Annotated in this window: 17 protein-coding genes; 16 read left to right on the forward strand and 1 reads right to left on the reverse strand. The window is 36.9% G+C overall.

What is annotated here, in order from left to right; all coding sequences use genetic code 11:
- Positions 1-65 precede the first annotated feature (65 nt).
- The gene (locus Q0590_RS32295) at positions 66-1409 is read right to left on the reverse strand and encodes a methylmalonyl-CoA mutase family protein (RefSeq protein WP_302041800.1); all 1344 of its coding nucleotides are present in this window, start codon (positions 1407-1409) and stop codon (positions 66-68) included.
- A gap of 287 nt (positions 1410-1696) precedes the next feature.
- Between Q0590_RS32295 and Q0590_RS32300 the strand changes: the two genes are divergently transcribed.
- The 16 genes from Q0590_RS32300 to Q0590_RS32375 all read left to right on the forward strand — a co-directional run bounded on the left by Q0590_RS32300 (position 1697) and on the right by Q0590_RS32375 (position 18349).
- The gene (locus Q0590_RS32300) at positions 1697-2752 is read left to right on the forward strand and encodes an acylneuraminate cytidylyltransferase family protein (RefSeq protein ID WP_302041801.1); all 1056 of its coding nucleotides are present in this window, start codon (positions 1697-1699) and stop codon (positions 2750-2752) included.
- A 4-nt stretch (positions 2753-2756) separates the two neighbouring features.
- The gene (locus Q0590_RS32305) at positions 2757-4253 is read left to right on the forward strand and encodes an N-acetylneuraminate synthase family protein (RefSeq protein WP_302041802.1); all 1497 of its coding nucleotides are present in this window, start codon (positions 2757-2759) and stop codon (positions 4251-4253) included.
- A 52-nt stretch (positions 4254-4305) separates the two neighbouring features.
- Entirely contained in the window at positions 4306-5298 is a 993-nt protein-coding gene (locus Q0590_RS32310; protein ID WP_302041803.1) for a KpsF/GutQ family sugar-phosphate isomerase, read from the forward strand.
- Entirely contained in the window at positions 5276-6202 is a 927-nt protein-coding gene (locus Q0590_RS32315) for an ABC transporter permease (RefSeq protein WP_302041804.1), read from the forward strand. The genes Q0590_RS32310 and Q0590_RS32315 overlap by 23 nt, the downstream gene beginning before the upstream one ends.
- A gap of 3 nt (positions 6203-6205) precedes the next feature.
- A complete protein-coding gene (locus Q0590_RS32320) occupies positions 6206-7480 on the forward strand; it encodes an ABC transporter ATP-binding protein (protein ID WP_302041805.1) in 1275 nt (424 codons plus the stop codon).
- A gap of 21 nt (positions 7481-7501) precedes the next feature.
- Positions 7502-8320 carry a class I SAM-dependent methyltransferase gene (locus Q0590_RS32325; RefSeq protein ID WP_302041806.1) on the forward strand — a complete coding sequence of 273 codons (819 nt, stop codon included), beginning with the start codon at positions 7502-7504 and terminating at the stop codon, positions 8318-8320.
- Positions 8295-9041, forward strand: coding sequence for a class I SAM-dependent methyltransferase (locus Q0590_RS32330; protein ID WP_302041807.1), 747 nt, complete (start codon positions 8295-8297; stop codon positions 9039-9041). The genes Q0590_RS32325 and Q0590_RS32330 overlap by 26 nt, the downstream gene beginning before the upstream one ends.
- Positions 9038-10219 carry a glycosyltransferase family 4 protein gene (locus Q0590_RS32335; RefSeq protein ID WP_302041808.1) on the forward strand — a complete coding sequence of 394 codons (1182 nt, stop codon included), beginning with the start codon at positions 9038-9040 and terminating at the stop codon, positions 10217-10219. Before Q0590_RS32330 ends, Q0590_RS32335 begins: the two co-directional genes overlap by 4 nt.
- A 1-nt stretch (position 10220) precedes the next feature.
- Positions 10221-11186, forward strand: a complete 966-nt coding sequence (locus Q0590_RS32340) for a glycosyltransferase family 2 protein (RefSeq protein ID WP_302041809.1) — start codon at positions 10221-10223, stop codon at positions 11184-11186.
- On the forward strand, positions 11173-12075 hold the full coding sequence (locus Q0590_RS32345) for an FkbM family methyltransferase (RefSeq protein WP_302041810.1): 903 nt from the start codon (positions 11173-11175) through the stop codon (positions 12073-12075). Before Q0590_RS32340 ends, Q0590_RS32345 begins: the two co-directional genes overlap by 14 nt.
- Complete coding sequence (locus Q0590_RS32350; RefSeq protein WP_302041811.1) at positions 12075-12920, forward strand: DUF5672 family protein; 846 nt, start codon at positions 12075-12077, stop codon at positions 12918-12920. The genes Q0590_RS32345 and Q0590_RS32350 overlap by 1 nt, the downstream gene beginning before the upstream one ends.
- A 135-nt stretch (positions 12921-13055) precedes the next feature.
- Positions 13056-13925, forward strand: a complete 870-nt coding sequence (locus Q0590_RS32355; RefSeq protein WP_302041812.1) for a glycosyltransferase family 2 protein — start codon at positions 13056-13058, stop codon at positions 13923-13925.
- Between the two features lie 145 nt (positions 13926-14070).
- Positions 14071-15225: a glycosyltransferase family 4 protein gene (locus tag Q0590_RS32360; protein WP_302041813.1), complete on the forward strand. Its 1155-nt coding sequence runs from the start codon at positions 14071-14073 to the stop codon at positions 15223-15225.
- Positions 15226-15288: 63 nt separating this feature from the next.
- A complete protein-coding gene (locus tag Q0590_RS32365; RefSeq protein WP_302041814.1) occupies positions 15289-16257 on the forward strand; it encodes a hypothetical protein in 969 nt (322 codons plus the stop codon).
- Positions 16258-16410: 153 nt separating this feature from the next.
- On the forward strand, positions 16411-17283 hold the full coding sequence (locus Q0590_RS32370; RefSeq protein ID WP_302041815.1) for a class I SAM-dependent methyltransferase: 873 nt from the start codon (positions 16411-16413) through the stop codon (positions 17281-17283).
- A gap of 163 nt (positions 17284-17446) precedes the next feature.
- Positions 17447-18349, forward strand: coding sequence for a glycosyltransferase (locus tag Q0590_RS32375; RefSeq protein WP_302041816.1), 903 nt, complete (start codon positions 17447-17449; stop codon positions 18347-18349).
- The last annotated feature ends 135 nt before the right edge of the window (positions 18350-18484 follow it).

Consider the following 18484-nt stretch of genomic DNA (forward strand, 5'->3'; position numbering starts at 1 on the left):
TTTTACCTACGAATAGTAGCTATAGGAATACGAATATACCTGATAGGTAAGCTGTTTACCTACATTTAATCCGGCCGGTTTTTAAATACTGAAAAGCCTGGCTCAGAAACTTCCTTGGGCACATACTTGTTTACGCCTACCAACACTTGTTTTCCACTTTGCAGATCTGCCTCCTTGGCTTTGCGTACCTGCATTAGTTGTTCTTTGATAAAGCCGTCTTTTACAGCTTGCCTATATCCCCCGCTGGCTTCTACGGTCTGAAATAGTTTCCAGGCTTCTGCCGCCAGACGTTGAGTCAGGCTCTCTAGATAATACGAGCCGCTGGCTACATCTAGCACGTTGTCAAAATAGCTTTCTTCTTTCAGAATGAGCGAAACATTTTTGGCAATACGGGTTGCCAGGGCATCGTTTGGGTTATTATTATAAGGCATAACCGTCATACTGGCCACTCCCCCTAAGGCTGCTGCCATCGCTTCAATCGTAGCCCGGATCATGTTGTTATACGCATCTGAGGCGGGCTTATTCCACCGTGCGGTATGGGCATGGATATATGCAGGATTTGACTCTACCTGATAGGCCTTTGATACTTGTTGCCACAACAGATGTAAGGCCCGGATTTTGGCAATTTCCATAAAGTAGTTGGTGCTAACCGATACAGAAAATTCAGTACTTGCAAAAATACCTTGGATGGCTATGCCGCGTTCACTGAGCTGATGCGCATATTCAACAAAAGAATTTAATAGAAAAGCCAGTTCCTGCACCGCTGAGGCTCCTGCTTCGTGGAAGTGATGGCTACTGACCGTAAGTGTTCTGAACTGAGGATGCTTACTAGTAAATGGAATGGCTTGTGCCAGCAAATCAACAGCAGAATCCAGATCGCCTTCTTTGCCTGATCTATATGCTGCCAGTGGATCGTAATACACACTTCCTTTCCATAAGTAAGGAGCTATCTGTTGCAATTGAGTAAGTAAATCAATGGAGAAATGCTGTACCTGAAAACTTACCGGCGTTTGGGATAACTTCATATGTTGCAGCAGGTGTGAAAGATTTATCGGGCCAGTAGTTTTTGATAGATCCAGTAACAAGGCATCAGCTCCTCCACTAATAGCTTCCTGTGCTTGTGCATTGGCTTCTTTTTCTCCTCTTACCTCTATGTATTGCCGGTTTTGCCAGCCCTGTGCAGGTGCAGGAAAACGTATTTCAGGAATACTGGCTATATCTTGCTGCGTGTAGAAAGGTTCTATGGTGATTCCTTCATATGTTTTCCACCGCATTTTCTCTTCATACACCGCTTCTTTCTCCTCAGCGGTTGCCTTCCGGATGTCCTGCAGAATTTGTGCCCTCCAGGCTTGGCTATCGGAAGGAGAAAATTCAGGGAAGGAAAGATTTTTTTCGTCAGGTACGTTCATAAAGACTTGCATTATAGCTGTAATGTATAACAAAATTTACAGACGCATACAATAGCTGCATAGTTTAACGTTTTTTAGAATGTTCAAACCTTTCATCTGTAAAGATTTTTTCGAATACTTAATTATTAAAGTTTCCTGTTAACTTTGCCACATCCCGGCTATGCGCATAAGCACTTAGTGAGCTTATAAAGCAACTATTTATCGGATATGGTAGCCACCTCACTAGATGAGCATGGCTAGCCTGTAGATTTGTTAGGATTGGCCGGATTGTATTGTGCAATAAACCTATGCCTAACCGTAAAATACCCCATATATTAGCCATTATTCCTGCCCGGCAGGGATCTAAATCCATCCCGCATAAAAACATACGGTCGGTAGGAGGGAAACCACTAATGGCTTATTCTATAGAGCATGCCTTATTGGCTAAGCGGATTACCCGTACCATTGTAAGTACAGATAGTGCCTATTATGCAGATATAGCAAGAAGTTACGGTGCAGAAGTGCCTTTTTTACGTCCGGAAGCTATATCTCAAGATCATTCCACAGACCTGGAAGTATTTCAGCATGCCTTGCAATGGCTGCAGGAGAGTGAAAACTATGTGCCAGATATCTGTGTGCACCTGCGGCCTACTTCGCCGGTAAGAAAAGCAGCAGACATAGATAGCATGATAGAAATTCTGATGGAGAATCCCAGTCTGGATGCTGTACGGTCGGTAGCAGCAAACCTGGAAACCCCTTATAAAATGTGGTTCAGGGATGAAGAGGGATTATTGAAACCTATCGTGCAACGGGACTTGCAAGGTAAGCTGATTGAAGAAGCCTACAATATGCCCAGGCAAAAACTACCGGTAACCTATCTGCAAAATGCTTCCGTAGATGTGGTTCGTACCAGTACGCTGCTGGAAAAAAACTCTATGACTGGCGATGCCATTTATGGCTATGTAATGGCAGAGAATTTTGATATTGATTATGAAAGCCAGCTGACCAGGGTAGCAACACAACTGGTTACAAACGGGCATGGAGAAAACAAAAGTAAAATCTTCTGTTTTGATATAGATGGCGTAATTGCCTGCCTCACCCCAGATAACGACTATGCCAAAGCCGATTGCCATACCTCTACCATTGATATCATTAATACCTTATACGAGCAGGGGCATTACATCATTCTTTTTACTGCCAGAGGTACCAAAACCGGCATTGACTGGAAGAATACCACAGAAGAGCAGTTGCACCGATGGGGCGTAAAATACCATGAGTTAAAATTCGGAAAACCTGCGGCTGATTTTTATATAGACGACCGCATGATCACCATAAACGATTTAGAAAAAATTGTAAAGCTATAAAACAATGAATCAGCTATTCAATGACCTGTTTATTTTTGAAATGGCCAATAACCACCAGGGCGATGTAAACCATGGACTGGCCATTATCAAAGCAATGGGTGAGATAAAAAGAAAATATGCTATAAATGCTGGTGTAAAATTCCAGTACCGCCAGCTGGATACTTTTATTCATCCCGACTACAGGCACGATACAAAAGCCAAGCACATCAGCCGTTTTCTGAGCACAGAACTAACCAAAGAGCAATTTCATACGTTGGTAAAAGCTACCAGAGAAGAAGGTCTGGTTACCATCTGTACTCCTTTTGATGAAGAGTCGGTAGACCTGATTGTAGAGCAGGGCATAGAAATAATCAAAGTAGCTAGCTGCAGTGCCGACGACTGGCCTTTGCTGAAAAAAATAGTAAAAGCCAACAAACCGGTAATTGCTTCTACTGGTGGCCTGGATCTGCCAAAAATTGATAATCTGGTAAGTTTTTTGTCTCATAAAGCTACCAATAACTTTGCTATTCTTCACTGTGTAGGCATTTATCCAAGTCCAAATGAGGTATTGCACCTGAACTATGTAGAACGGTTAATCAAGCGGTATCCGGGGGTAACTATCGGCTATTCCGGCCACGAAGCTCCGGACAATTATGAAGTAGTACAGATAGCTGTGGCCAAAGGAGCCTGTATATTTGAACGGCATGTTGGGTTGCCAACCGATACAATTAAATTGAATGCCTATTCCATGAACCCTGCGCAGGTAGATACCTGGATAGCCGCTGCACAACGGGCCCGAACAATTTGCGGAAGTCCGGATAAAGCCATTACACAAGAAGAAGTAGATTCGCTGCTCTCTTTAAAAAGAGGTGTTTTTGCCCGGCGTGAAATTAAAAAAGGACAGGAAATTACAGCAGAAGATGTGTTTTTTGCCATGCCATGTGCCAAAGGACAATTAACCTCCGGAGAGTTTGGGCAGTACCGGACAAAATGGGTAGCAAGCAGAAATTATAAACCTAAAGAAGGCATATTCGAACAATCACAGCCGGATTTATATAAAAATATACGGGCTATTATTCACCAGGCAAAAGGCATGCTTACCGAAGCACAGATCAATCTGGGCAATGAGTTTGAAGTAGAGCTCTCCCACCATTATGGCCTGGAGCAATTTCCACAGACCGGGTGCCTGATCGTAAATTTAATGAACCGGGAATATTGCAAAAAGCTGATTGTGGTGCTACCCGGACAAACCCATCCGCTGCACAAGCATAAACGCAAAGAGGAAACCTTCCACCTGCTTTGCGGCGACCTGACCCTGAAACTGGATGAAAAAGTGTTTCAACTGAAACCAGGAGATATGCACCTGATAGAGCGGGAAACCTGGCATTCCTTCTTCTCAGAAAAAGGGGCTATCTTTGAAGAAGTATCCACTACCCATTACCGGAATGATTCCTATTACCAGGATGAACGCATATCGGTACTGGACCCCATTCAACGGAAAACCGTACTGGATACGTTTTAATTTTTATGTTTAACCCTTTTCACAGGTTTTTAGAAGAGCCTGCTGAATATACATGCAAACCCAGGAAACGATTACCACTTACCATCAGTACTTAACAGAAGTTATGCGCATAGAAGCTGAGGCCATTATGCGTGCCATGGCGCAACTTGACCGGCAAGAGGTAAGTAAGGCAGTTGAGTTACTGTTAACCTGTGAAGGGAAAGTTGTATTGCTTGGGGTAGGGAAGTCGGGAATAGTGGCCCACAAAATAGCTGCTACATTTGCAAGTATAGGTATTACAGCCATTCATTTGCATGCCGCCGATGCTATGCATGGGGACCTGGGGATCATCCATAAAAACGATGTGCTGCTAACTATTAGCAACAGTGGGGAGACCGAGGAGATTACAGCTTTATTGCCACACGTTTCATTACGGCAAGTACCCATTATAGCAATTGTAGGAAATATTCATTCTACTCTGGCTACTCATGCCTATGCCGTGTTGGATGCTTCTATTAGCCGTGAGGCTTGCCCATTAAATCTGGCTCCTACAACCAGTACTACAGTTGCTTTGGCTATTGGCGATGCCTTAGCTATGACTATTATGCAGGTGAAAAAAGTGAGTGCAGAAGATTTTGCTATCAATCATCCGGCGGGTAAACTGGGTAAACGCCTGGCACTACGGGTGAAAAACCTGATGCACAGTGGAGAGAATAATCCGGTATTATATGCACAAGCAAGCTGGAAAGAAATAGTAGATGCCATCGATCAAGGTAAGTTAGGCGCCGTAAGCATTATTGACAGAGAAAGAAAGCTACTAGGGATTATCACCGACGGCGATTTGCGTAGAACCATGCAACGTACCCCATTGGATGAGTTGGAAAAACTCTCGGCCAGTGTAATCATGACTAAGCAGCCAATAGTAGCCCAGCCGGAGATGCTAGCCTATACCGCCCTGCAGTTAATGGAAAAGAGAAGTTCACAAATTTCCGTATTACCAGTAGTAACGTCTACAGGCGAAGCCATAGGTATAATACGGATACATGATATTATTGGAAAGTTATAAGATGGAATATAGTGTAAAAGAAAATAAAGATATAGAAAGCAGCGTACCTCTTTCCAGTACAGAGCCGGAAGAATGGACGATGGAGATTAAATCCAATCCAGGGTTATTTGATTTAAACCTCAAAGAACTGTGGCGTTACCGCGATTTAATATCCTTAATCGTAAAAAGGGATTTTGTATCTGCCTACAAGCAGACGGTACTCGGGCCAGTATGGCATTTTGCTGAACCTATGGTTACCACATTAACCTATGCATTCATTTTCGGAGGTATTGCCAATATTTCTACCGATGGCTTGCCCCGTATTTTATTTTACTTATCCGGCATTATGCTTTGGACCTATTTTTCTAATTGTCTGTTAAATACTTCCAGTACCTTTAATGCCAATGCACATATATTCGGAAAGGTATATTTTCCCAGGTTAGTAATGCCCATCACTACCACAATATCCAGCATGATTGCCTTGGGAATGCAATTCATCCTGTTTATTTTACTGGTATTATTCTATTATGTACGAGGAGAAAATATAAATACGAACATATACGCTTTACTTACTCCATTATTGGTTATAATGATTGCAGGCACTGGTTTAGGTTTAGGCATGCTGCTTTCATCAGTTACGAATAAATACCGGGATATAGCTAAGTTAGTAGGGGTAAGTATGCGACTATTAATGTTTGCTACGCCAATCATTTATCCCTTGTCTAAAGTACCAGATAAATATAAACCTATTATTATGCTCAATCCTATGACCTCTATTGTAGAAACTTTCCGCTATGGCTGGTTAGGAACCGGAAGCTTTTCCTGGAATAATTTAGGGTATAGCCTGATTTTTATGCTGGTGTCGTTATTCTTTGGAATACTCGCTTTTAACAAAGTGCAAAAAACAGCCATAGATACCATTTGATTTATGACAGTAGTAGTAAGAGTAGAAAATGTATCCAAGAAATACCAGTTAGGAAACATTGGTACACAGAGCCTAAAAGGTGACTTTAACCGATGGTGGGCCAGAATGCGGGGCAAAGAAGACCCTTTTGCAAAGATAGGTGATGAAAGCCAACATCAGAATGGAGAATTCTGGGCGCTAAAAGATATTAATTTTGAAGTGAAGCAAGGGGAAGCTGTAGGAATAATTGGAAAAAATGGCGCAGGTAAAAGTACGTTGCTGAAGATCCTCTCCAGAATTACTAACCCTACTATCGGTAATGTAAAAATAAAAGGCCGCATTGCCAGCTTACTGGAAGTAGGCACCGGCTTTAACCCGGATTTAACCGGAAGAGATAATATCTTTCTGAATGGAGCTATCCTGGGCATGACCAAACGGGAAATAGCAGCTAAGTTTGATGAGATTGTTGATTTTTCCGGTATAGAAAAATTTATTGATACGCCGGTAAAAAGATATTCTTCTGGCATGTACGTGCGGCTAGCTTTTGCCGTAGCTGCTCACCTGGAATCAGAAATACTCATATTAGATGAAGTATTGGCTGTAGGTGATACTGAATTTCAAAAAAAGTGTTTAGGTAAAATGGATGATGTCGCCCATAAACAGGGCAGAACGATTTTATTTGTAAGTCATAGTATGCAAGCGGTAACAACTCTTACCAATACTTGCATTTTTCTGAAAAACGGTCAATTAAAAAGCCAGGGATTTACACAAGAAGTGATTAAAGGATATTTACAGTCAGATCCATCTGCTTTAGAACAGTTAATATATATAGATAGTCCTTCAAACCTTGAGCCCAAAGTTACAAAAGTCGAAATAGAATCTTCAGAGTCTTCTAATTCTCAGGCATATGGCAAACCCATGACAATTCTATTTAATATATCAACTCCATCTCCTATAAAAAGTGCAGCTTTATCTTTTCAGGTTATGAATTCAATGGATCAACCAGTAACCCACTTGCTTGTAATGGATTCTGAAATACCTATAGCTCGTAAGTCAGGTTTATTTGAATTACAATGTCATATACCTAAGGTTAGACTTTATCCAGGTAACTATACCCTAAAAGTACATTTTGCTGATAGGTTCTCAAAGCAAAAATATCAAACTATAGAACGGATTTGCCCCTTTGAAGTAGGAGTTTATGGTGAGATAAGGGATTATTATTGGGGAACTGGAAATGCGATGTATGTAGAGGATTGCGATTGGTCAGTAGTTTGTATGGATCAATACTCAAAAGTGTAATTAATATTAAGATATAAAATTATGGATCCTTCTTTAGAGGAAGTGAAAAAGTATTATGATGATCATACTATCAACAAATTAAAAGGTTTTGTTTATACTAATGAGCGTGTAGAAAGAGCCTGGTTAACAATTGTTGACTATGGAAAAAATCCGGTACGAATTCTTGAAATCGGCTGCGGGATAGGAGATATAAGCTGGAGAATGAGTAGATGGTGGCCCGATGCTGAAATTGTAGGGTTAGATATTAGTAGTAGATCTATAGAAATGGCTACAAAATTATTTGCATCCTCAAAACTAAAATTTATTGAAGGTACTCTTGATAAAGGAAAGTTATCAGGTAAATTTGATCTTATACTTCTTATAGATGTATATGAACATATTGCCATTTCAGAACGTGCAACTTTACATAAAACAATCAAAGAATTAATCACCGAGGAGGGTAAAGTAATCCTTTCTTTTCCTACACCTAGACATCTGGCTTGGTTACGGATGCATGATATGTCTAATATTCAGCCAATTGATGAAGATATAGATGTCATAACTATCTCAAAATTTGCTCAAGAAATAAATAAGGAAGTAATATTGTATAAAGAGCTAAGTGTTTGGCATGCAGGAGACTATGCTCATGCAGTATTAGGTAGCCGAATAGGATGGAAGCCTGAAAGTGACAGAATTAGAGGAGGGCGCCTGCCTACACTTAGAGAACAATTGAAAAGTAAGTTAAAAGAGAAACTTAAAAAAAAATCAACTTCACCCAACTTTCAAATTGAAGAAAGGCTTAAACTCATTAATGAGAAATTAGGTGAAAGCTGGCTTGATCAAGTTAAGAACAATAGATAATATTATTTCTAAATCAAATTGTGTGTTAAATACTTTTATAAATATTCCTTTAAATTTTGAAACTCTTGATAGATATTATGTTCGAAGTTCTATCCTTCAAGCTCTTAAGGAAAACATTCCTACCTTTAAAGGAACATTGTTGGATGTAGGTTGTGGCCAAATGCCTTATCGGTCTTTGATACTTGAGAGTAAACAGGTGGAAAAATATATAGGACTGGATTTAGAAGTGAGTAAAATTCATGATACATCCAAAGCGGATATATGGTGGGATGGTAAAATAATGCCACTTGCCGATGCAAGTGTAGATTGTGTTATTGCTACTGAAGTTTTTGAACATTGCCCTGATCTTTCAATCGTGCTGAATGAAATAAATCGAGTGCTCAAGCCAGGAGGAATGTTGTTTTTTACAGTTCCCTTTTTATGGCCTCTGCATGAGGTGCCTTACGATGAATTTAGGTATACACCCTTTGCCTTAGAAAGGCTTCTCAAAAATGCCCAATTCAAGGCTATAAAGTTAACTGCTTTGGGTGGCTGGGATGCAAGTCTTGCACAAATGTTGGGTCTTTGGGTAAGAAGAAGAAAAATGTCTGATTTTAAAAGAAAAGTAGTATCAAGGATAGCCAAACCATTAATTAAGTATCTTATCAATAAAGATGTTAAACCTGTAAAGTTTCAGGAAAGTACCATGATTACTGGTATTCAAGGAGTAGCAGTTAAATGAAAAATTTAGCTGTAATTGCACCAAACTTAGGTGCCCGGTCAGAAATATTTATTCAGCGCCATATGGAGGACCTACTTCCTGGCCGAACGGTGGTTATTGCTTTATCCGACAAACCTCCATATTGCGGGTATTGGAAAGTAGATAGTCCAACGCTCATTATACAAGATATTGTTGCAAGAGATAAAGTTGTCTCGCAAACAAAAGTAAGTTTAAAGAAGCAAATCTATCAAGCTGCTTTATATAAAATAGGGTTTCGAAAACCTGTTAGGCAAGTTAAAAGAAATGCTGTAGACGATGCAATTGAATATTTTTTAGTCAAGCATAACGTTGGCGCTATTTTAAGTGAGTATTTAGATCATAGTCTGGATTACATCCATATCGCACAAAAACTTAATATTCCATTCTATGCCCATGCACATGGCTATGATGTATCACTTAGATTAAAAAATGAGGAATGGAGGAAAAAGTACCTGGCATTGAATGAAATTGATGGTATTATTATGATGAATGAGTATAGTAGACAAGCTTTAATAAAAATAGGCATTAAAGAAGAAAAGTTACATACCATTCCATATGGTGTACTTGTTCCTAAAAAAAAAGAATATTTAAAAAAAGGTTCACAAGTAAAATGCCTGGCAGTTGGTAGAATGGTTGCCAAAAAAGCACCTATTCTTTTAATGGATTCGTTCAGGAGGGCAGTAGAAGTATATCCAGACATGCATTTAGATTATGTGGGTGCAGGCGATTTGTTGCCTGCAGTCAAGCAATATATACAAGCTTTTAATTTACATGATAAAGTCACTTTATATGGTGCTTTGGATAATGGGAATGTATTGCAATTTATGCAACAAGCAGATATATTTTTGCAACACTCTGTTACCTGCTTTGATACTGGTGACCAGGAGGGGTTTCCAGTAGCGATACTTGAAGCTATGGCACATGAATTACCAGTTATTTCAACGTTACATTCTGGTATACCTGAAGCTGTTATAGATGGTCAAACAGGATTATTAGTCCCTGAAGGTAATTCTGTTTTAATGGCTGAAAAAATTGTAAAGCTGGCAACTGATATAAAGCTAACTCAACACATGGGTAAAAAAGGAAGAATAAGATTAGAACAGTGTTTTAGCTGGGAAAAAGAACGAGATTCGTTATTGAGTTTGATAAATATAACATAAGATGCTAGCACCCATCGTACTTTTTGTATATAACCGCCCCTGGCATGCTAAACAAACTCTAGAAGCTTTATCTAAGAATATATTAGCTGATAAATCCATCTTGTATATTTATGCTGATGGTCCAAAAGTTAATCCATCCATAGAGGATTTGGAAAAAATAAAAGAAACTCGCCAAACAATCAGAGAAAAACAGTGGTGTAAAGAAGTACATATTATCGAATCTGATACTAATAAAGGGCTGGCAGATTCGATTGTTAATGGTGTTACTAATATAGTAAACAGGTATGAAAAAATAATAGTATTAGAAGATGATATAGTTACTTCTAAGGGCTTCTTAAAGTATATGAATGATGCATTGAAGTTGTATGTGGATGAGGAAAAGGTAATGCAAATATCCGGATTTATTTATCCTATAAAAACAAAAGGCTTACCCGAAACTTTTTTCTATAATGTAAATTCCTGCTGGGGATGGGCAACTTGGCAAAGAGCATGGAAATATTATAATGGAAACACCAGAGAGTTGTTAAATAATTTATCTAAGCAAGCAGATTTTAATACACTAGATTTTAATGGAGGTCAGGGAAATGCATTTTATCAGCAACTAGTGGATAACCTGGAAGGTAAATTGTATACTTGGGCCATAAAATGGCATACAAGCATGTATTTGAAAAAAGGCTATTGCTTGCATCCACGCTATTCATTAGTCCGAAACATAGGGCATGACAATACAGGAGAAAACTGTGATGTAAATGAAAGGCTTACATACCAGCTTTTGGCCGCACAAATACAGGTGAGAAAAATACCCATAGTCAAATTAGATTTAATTATTCAAAGGATGAAAGAGTATTATGAATCCGGCAGTAAAGAATTTCATAATAGCTTGGCAAATGGTAAGAATATAAATATGCTGAAGAAAATAAAACGTAAATTGCAGCAAATTAAAACTTTGTTAAATGTTTATTTTTAATGGAACAAATAAAAATAAACCTCTACTTCTATTAAAGGGAATGGGTATACTTAATAGCATCAAAAGAGTACTTAAACCGTATAAACCTCAGCCAGTAATCGTTCCAGAACCGGTTACACAGAAAGACCCAGAACCGACTGCCGAAGAATTGCAGATTGCTGAACAAAATAGACTGCTGAAACTACCCAGATACACTCCAACGACCACGCCATTTCGGGATAGGGATTTACAGTTAGCAGATGCCTGTACCTTTCTGGGAGGCAACCATGAAATATGGGTGAAGGAAATTTATGATTTCCAGGCAGATAATGAGCAGCCCTACATTATTGATTGCGGAGCCAACATTGGCCTGAGTGTACTATACTTTAAATATAAATATCCTGATGCCAGAGTAATGGCCTTTGAGCCAGATGAACAGATTTGTAACACATTAAAAAAAAATGTACGCACTTATGAACTAAGCCATGTGGAAGTACACCAGGAGGCGATCTGGAAAGCGGATGGGGAGATAACTTTTCAGCAAGAAGGCGGCTTTTCAGGCCGGATACCTATAAACGAAGAAGAGGGCAATATTGTCCGGGTAAAAGCCCGCCGCCTCAAAGATTTATTAAATAAGCCAGTAGATTTTCTCAAAATAGATATAGAAGGGGCTGAATATGAAGTACTAAAAGATTGTTCCGATACTTTGCAGAATGTAAAGAATATTTTTATTGAGTACCATTCACATATTACGCAAAAGCAAACGCTGAATGAAATATTAACTATTCTTACCAATAATGGTTTTAGGTATCATATTCATGAAGCATATACGCAGCAAAAACCATTTGTACAGCGCGAATTAATGCTAGGGATGGATTTACAGTTAGATATATTTGGCTACAGAATCTAATGCTTCAACTGAATTTTAATACATTAAAAGCAATCGCTCAGTTAGTTGTATCTCCTCCCAGGCATTTGGTAACGGTGGTTATACCTATTTATAAACCGGAACCAACCCCTTTAGAACTTATTTCCCTAACGCAGTCAGTAACCGTATTGAAAAAGTATCCCATTACTGTCATTATTCCTGATAGTCTTAATGTTAGCTGGTATCAAAATTTTTTTAATGAGAGAGCTCTACATGTACAGATAGAGAAATTTGCTGATTGGTACTTTGCAAATATTAACGGATATAACCGTTTACTGCTATCCACCTTATTTTTTAAAAGATTTAAACAGTATAAGTATATGCTTATCTGCCAGTTAGATGCATTTATTTTTAAGGATGAACTAACCTACTGGTGCAATCAACGCTATGATTATATTGGTGCAATCTGGATGGATAAGCATATTTTTAATCCTGCAGAGTTAGATAACGAAATAAAGAAAGAAATAACACAAAGCGGCAATATATATGAGATTTGCTTACGTAAGTTGTACAGGTATCCATTAAAGCGGGTAGGCAATGGAGGCCTTTCTTTAAGAAATATCCAGACAGCTTTGGCCATACTATATTTGTGCAGGCAATATGTAAAGCAGTGGAAGTATTATGAGGATTTATTCTGGTCAATTGCTGTACCCAATTATTTTCCTTTTTATAAAGTTGCTGAAGAAAATAAAGCAATGGCTTTTTCCATAGAAACACAGCCACATGCTTGTTATAATCTTCTTAATCATCAATTGCCTTTTGGATGTCATGCCTGGGAGAAGTACGAACCTGATTTCTGGCAACGAATAATTAAGTACAAGAGTTAAAAGATGTTTACTGTATTAAGCATGGTTGCTTTAGAGAGTAAGCTACAACAAATTTAAAGTATGTTAAAAAGATAATTGCTAAACAGTAAGTGGTATACGAATAGAAAAATGCAATATTCTTAAAAATTATCTGTAATGATCAGTGTGATAACCCCTGTTTTTAATAACGAAAAATATATTGAATCTTGCATTTTAGATGTGATTAACCAGCGTTGCTCATTAGTTGAGCACATAATTGTAGACGGAGGATCTTCGGATAAAACATTGGATGTGATCAAACATTATGCAGTGCGCTATCCGCACATCAGATGGATTTCTGAAAAGGATAATGGGCAATCACATGCCATGAATAAAGGAATACAGATGGCCAAAGGCAGTATTATTGGTTTCCTCAATGTAGATGATTACTATGAGCCAACTACATTGAATACAGTAATAGAAATTTTTAAAAACTTGCCAAAGAATAGTTTCTTGGTGGGTAATTGTAAGGTGTGGTCAGAAAAAAATGAAATATTATTTGTTAATAAGCCTGTAAATATCAGTTTATACAACATATATAAAGATCTTACTAATTTTCCGCACAATCCCTCGGCTTATTTCTATCACGCCTCTTTGCATAAACTTGTTGGAATGTACGATGAACAAGACCATTATGTAATGGATTTTGATTTCATTATGCGGGTAGTGCAACGGGCTTATCTTAAATACATCGATATAGACTTTGGAAATTATAGAGTTATTCCCGGAGCTAAATCTTTTGAAGATGCCAAAGCAGGAAATACAGTGGGAAGACAGCAAGCAATATTAGAAAAATACAGAAAAAACTTGTCCCTTACCGAAAGATTGCAATTGCAGTATTTTACCTTGACAAAAGGTGGATCCATATTCATGGCCAAGCCTGGAACAAGAAAAATTATATATTTTTTTAATACTTGTAAATACTATTTGCTTCATCCTAACAAGTTTTACAGGTATTTTAATGAACGTTTTTTTGATAGATTATAATAAGCGGGGCTTTTAGTATGCATACCTGTGTCTAATAAAATGCAATCTAAACCCAAATTCAGTAACAAATCTAGCTATTTACATATTGCCTTTCGGATAAAGGCAATTGACTAAGATTTTACTTTTATTTTACATTAATTATTGAATGAGAATTTTATTCTGTACTCCTTTTGCTGAAAGAAATGGAGCTGAAAAGTTGCTGTTTTACCTGATCAGTCATATTAATCCTGATAAGTTTACAGTTGCATTATACTGCCCACAAGAAGGCCCTTTACTTAGCGAATTACCAAGTCATATTCCATGCTACTATCCGAAAAAAAAGTCGGTGAGCCCTGAGGTGAGCCATAAATTAACTATAACTCGAAAAATAAAACGTAGATTAATTAACTATTTATTTAATAAAAGGGCTATAACACAGCAAAAACCTAAAAGTTATCTGGAGCAAGTACATGAAGATTTTAAACCGGATATCTGGTATATCAACACTATCTATATGAGTTCTGCTGCCAGTATGGCTGTAGAGTTGAATATTCCCTATGTAGTACATTTTCACGATATGCTGTACCTGTATCAGTTTATTAGTTATCAGGACCTCCGGGCAATAATCAATACAGCTACCTTGTTAATTGGTTGTGCACAATGTGTGTGTGATAAGCTTACTATAATGGGAGGAAAAAATGTAGCTTTACAATACGAATGCACCAATACCAACTTGCCTGGCAGAAATGTGGAAAAAATTAACATCCTTAAACAAACGCTCAATATTGATCCGGAGTCTTTTGTATGGATTATGCCCGGTGCCATAGATTATAGAAAGGGAATAGATAGAATTCCTGCTTTAGCCCGGTTGCTGGGTAATAAAGTTACAATAATCTGTCTGGGAACAGCTAATTCAGGGTATGGCTATTTTATTGAACAAGAACTGCAGCATTATTCCTTAGGTAATGTAATTATAACGGGTTTCCGGCAAGAAGATTACTATGATTATTTAATGTTAGCAGATGGATTCGTACTAACTTCCAGAGAAGATCCATTTCCTTTAGCCATGATAGAAGGGGCTTCTACAGGAAAACCAATTGTATCGTTTAATTCAGGAGGTGTAAAGGAATTTGTAAAAGAGGGGATGGGTATAGTCATAGATTCTGAAGATATTGAGTCATTGAGTAAAGCAATGTTAATGATAATGAATAGAGAGGTATTTTTAGATTCGTCCATATCAATTAACCGGGCTAAAGAATTTGATATACTCGTACAGGTAAAGAAATGGGAAGAGTTGATGAGCCATAAGCTTTTAGTATAAGGCAACCAGTGTGTTAATATGTATTGAAGATATAGCATTGCAGAATAATTAAATACATGAATTATGATAAGTAGTATAAAGCAATACTTAAAGAAAAGCAAAATTATTGTAGGCCTGTACGTTAAGATAAAGGGCAAAAAGAAAAAAAATAATACTTCTACTAGTAAGCATGCATACTTGCTGGGGATGACTACAAACCAGGAGAGAGATTATTTTGAATATTATGGAAAAAATATTTATGCAGGATATGGAGAAATAGTGGATTTGGGATGTTGGCTTGGTTCAACTACCATACCTCTTCTGGAAGGCTTGATTCAAAATAAACGCTTCGTTAAATCAAGAAAAAAAATTCATGCCTATGATATTTTTATATGGGAATCATGGATGAATGTAGCCAATACGGATATTGACGGTAAGTATAAGCCAGGGGATAGCTTTGTTGATGAATTCATCAGGCGAACAGCAAACTATTCTGAGTACATATCTGTGAATGATGGCGATCTCTGTAAGCTCAGCTGGAGAGGAGATAATATTGAGTTTCTGCTAATTGATGCCATGAAATCGTGGGATTTGGCTAACTGCATAGTAAACGATTTCTTCCCTTGTCTAATAGAAAATAAAAGTTACATTTTACACCAAGATTTTGCACATTATTATACTCCCTGGATACATTTGATTCAATATAAGTTCCGGGAATATTTTACGTTGATATACGATGTGCCTAGTAGTGGGAGTACGGTTTTTAAATATACTAAGAGAATACCTGACCATCTAATAGCATATACTTACTCCTTTTCTGATTTTACTGAGAAGGACATTGATGATGCCTTTGATTACTCTTTAGGCTTAGTAACAGATGAGAATAAGGGTAATGTATATCTGGCAAAAGTAATGGCCTACATTCATCTAAAAGATTTCAAAAAAGCCTCAGATGCAATGTCAACGTTCAATTATAAATTATGGAATCCATCTGAACTTACCCATACACAACAACTTATAGCAGAAGGATTAAATAAAGTAAAAATGCTTTAGTGTATTTGTAATACAAATTTTGGATACGCGCCGCTAATTAGGTCTAAATAAAAATATTAAGATATATCAATATAAAGTTAAAATGATATACTTATTCTAATAAATTGAGTTCTCTCTATTTCAATCGTACACTCGCAATAAAAAATACTTTAAATGGTAAATATAGTAAAAGCTATACAACAGAATACTTTTAGAAGTATTCTTAAAATTATCTATTACAAAATCTTTCCCAACAGAATTCCTGTAGCACAGCCCCCAAACATTCAAAATTTTAAAATTTATCATAAACTTTTAGTAGGAAAAAAGGGCTTAGAAATAGGAGGGCCAAGCGATATATTTAGAAGAAAGAATGAATTACCTATTTATCCAATTATTAAACAGCTGGATGGATGTAATTTCAGCGCTAAAACTGTCTGGGAAGGCGAAATTAAACAAGGCCATACCTATCTTTACTATAACAAAAATAAGCCTGGCTACCAATTTATTTGTGAGGCATCTGAATTAAGCACGATTCCTTCTGAAACCTATGACTTTGTATTATCCTCACATAGCATTGAACATATAGCCAATCCATTAAAAGCTATAACCAATTGGCTAAGGGCGTTAAAGGAAGGTGGAGCTTTACTTATGGTTGTTCCAAATAAAGAATATACTTTTGACCATAAGCGTCCAGTTACAACTTTGCATCACTTAATTGAAGATTTTAATAATAATGTAGATGAACATGATCTTACGCATTTACCTGAAATACTTCAGTTACATGATCTAGCTAGAGATCCGCAGGCAGGAAGTTTCTCAAATTTTGAAAAACGGTCGTATCAAAATTTTGAAAACAGGTGTTTACATCATCATGTATTTGATGCAGGGTTAGTTATAGATTTATACTCTTATTGTAATATCCAAATAAAAGCAATGGATTTAGTAAAACCCTGTCACATTATTGTAATAGGCATAAAACAAAAAAATAAGGCAGATAATAGCCCATTTCTCGCAAAATATCAAACTTATAATCCAGTTAAAGAATAGCTTTAAATTAGCAAGAAATAAGTTAAAAAAATTACTTTCTAACAGTTATGCGGCAAAAAGGAGTGAAATGATTTGTAATTGTAATGCACCCACTTAAGAAATTTTTATATCTTTTTGGGTAATATTATGTTTTCATGAATTATGGTACTGTTTGTAAATTGGTATGTTATCGATAATTATTTGTTCAAGAAGTGAAAATCTTCTAAATGAAGTTTCAGCAAGTATAGCGTCAACTATAGGTATAACTTATGAAATAATAGCCATAAATAATAACGAAGGCAAGTATGGAATATGTGAAGCCTATAATATAGGTGCTTCAAAAAGTCAGTATCCGTATTTATGTTTTATGCATGAAGATATATTGTTTCATACCCAAGAATGGGGAAGTAAAGTATGCAAATTTCTTGAAGATATGAATGTAGGTTTGATTGGTGTTGCCGGGGGAACAGTGAAACCTAAAAACCCATCAAGTTGGTTTGTTTATGCGAGTGATTACAACCGGGTTAATATTTTACAACACACTTGGAATGGTAATAAAGTTCATGAATACAATAACCCTAAAAATGAGGTACAAAGTGCTGTTATTACAGTAGATGGCGTATGGTTCTGCTGCCGTAAAGAAGTTTGGGAACAAAATAAATTTGATCAAGTCACTTTTAATGAATTTCATTTCTATGATTTAGATTTTTCTATGCAAATTCACATGCAAGGATATAAAGTGCTAGTAGTATATAATATTTTTATAGAGCATTTATCTACAGGAAGCATGAATAAATCCTGGATAAGAAATTGTATTAAGTTTTCAAAAAAATGGAGCCGTAACTTACCACAGTCGATAGAAAAATATCATACTAATAAAAGAAGGAAATTTGAATATGAGGCTTGCAAACAATTTCTAACTATATTACTGAGTGAAAATATCAAAGGAAGAGTATTATTTATATACTTAGCAAAATACTTCATCTACAATTCCAATGGATATACCTTTAGCAAATTGATAAAAGACTATATAAAAGGGGTTCTGCCAGTAAACATCCAAAAGAAATTATTGGGCAGAGAAGCATGAGATTTTGACAATTTTTTTTTAAAATTCAAAGTATACAAAAGCAGAAGATTTAACAGTTTCATTGTGATAAAGTGTTGCATAATTAGAAATGTTGTCAAGCCAAAATGCGATCTATGTTTAAGTCTTAACTTTTAG

Origin of the sequence: Rhodocytophaga aerolata (assembly GCF_030503435.1) — a bacterium.
Lineage (GTDB): Bacteria > Bacteroidota > Bacteroidia > Cytophagales > 172606-1 > Rhodocytophaga > Rhodocytophaga aerolata.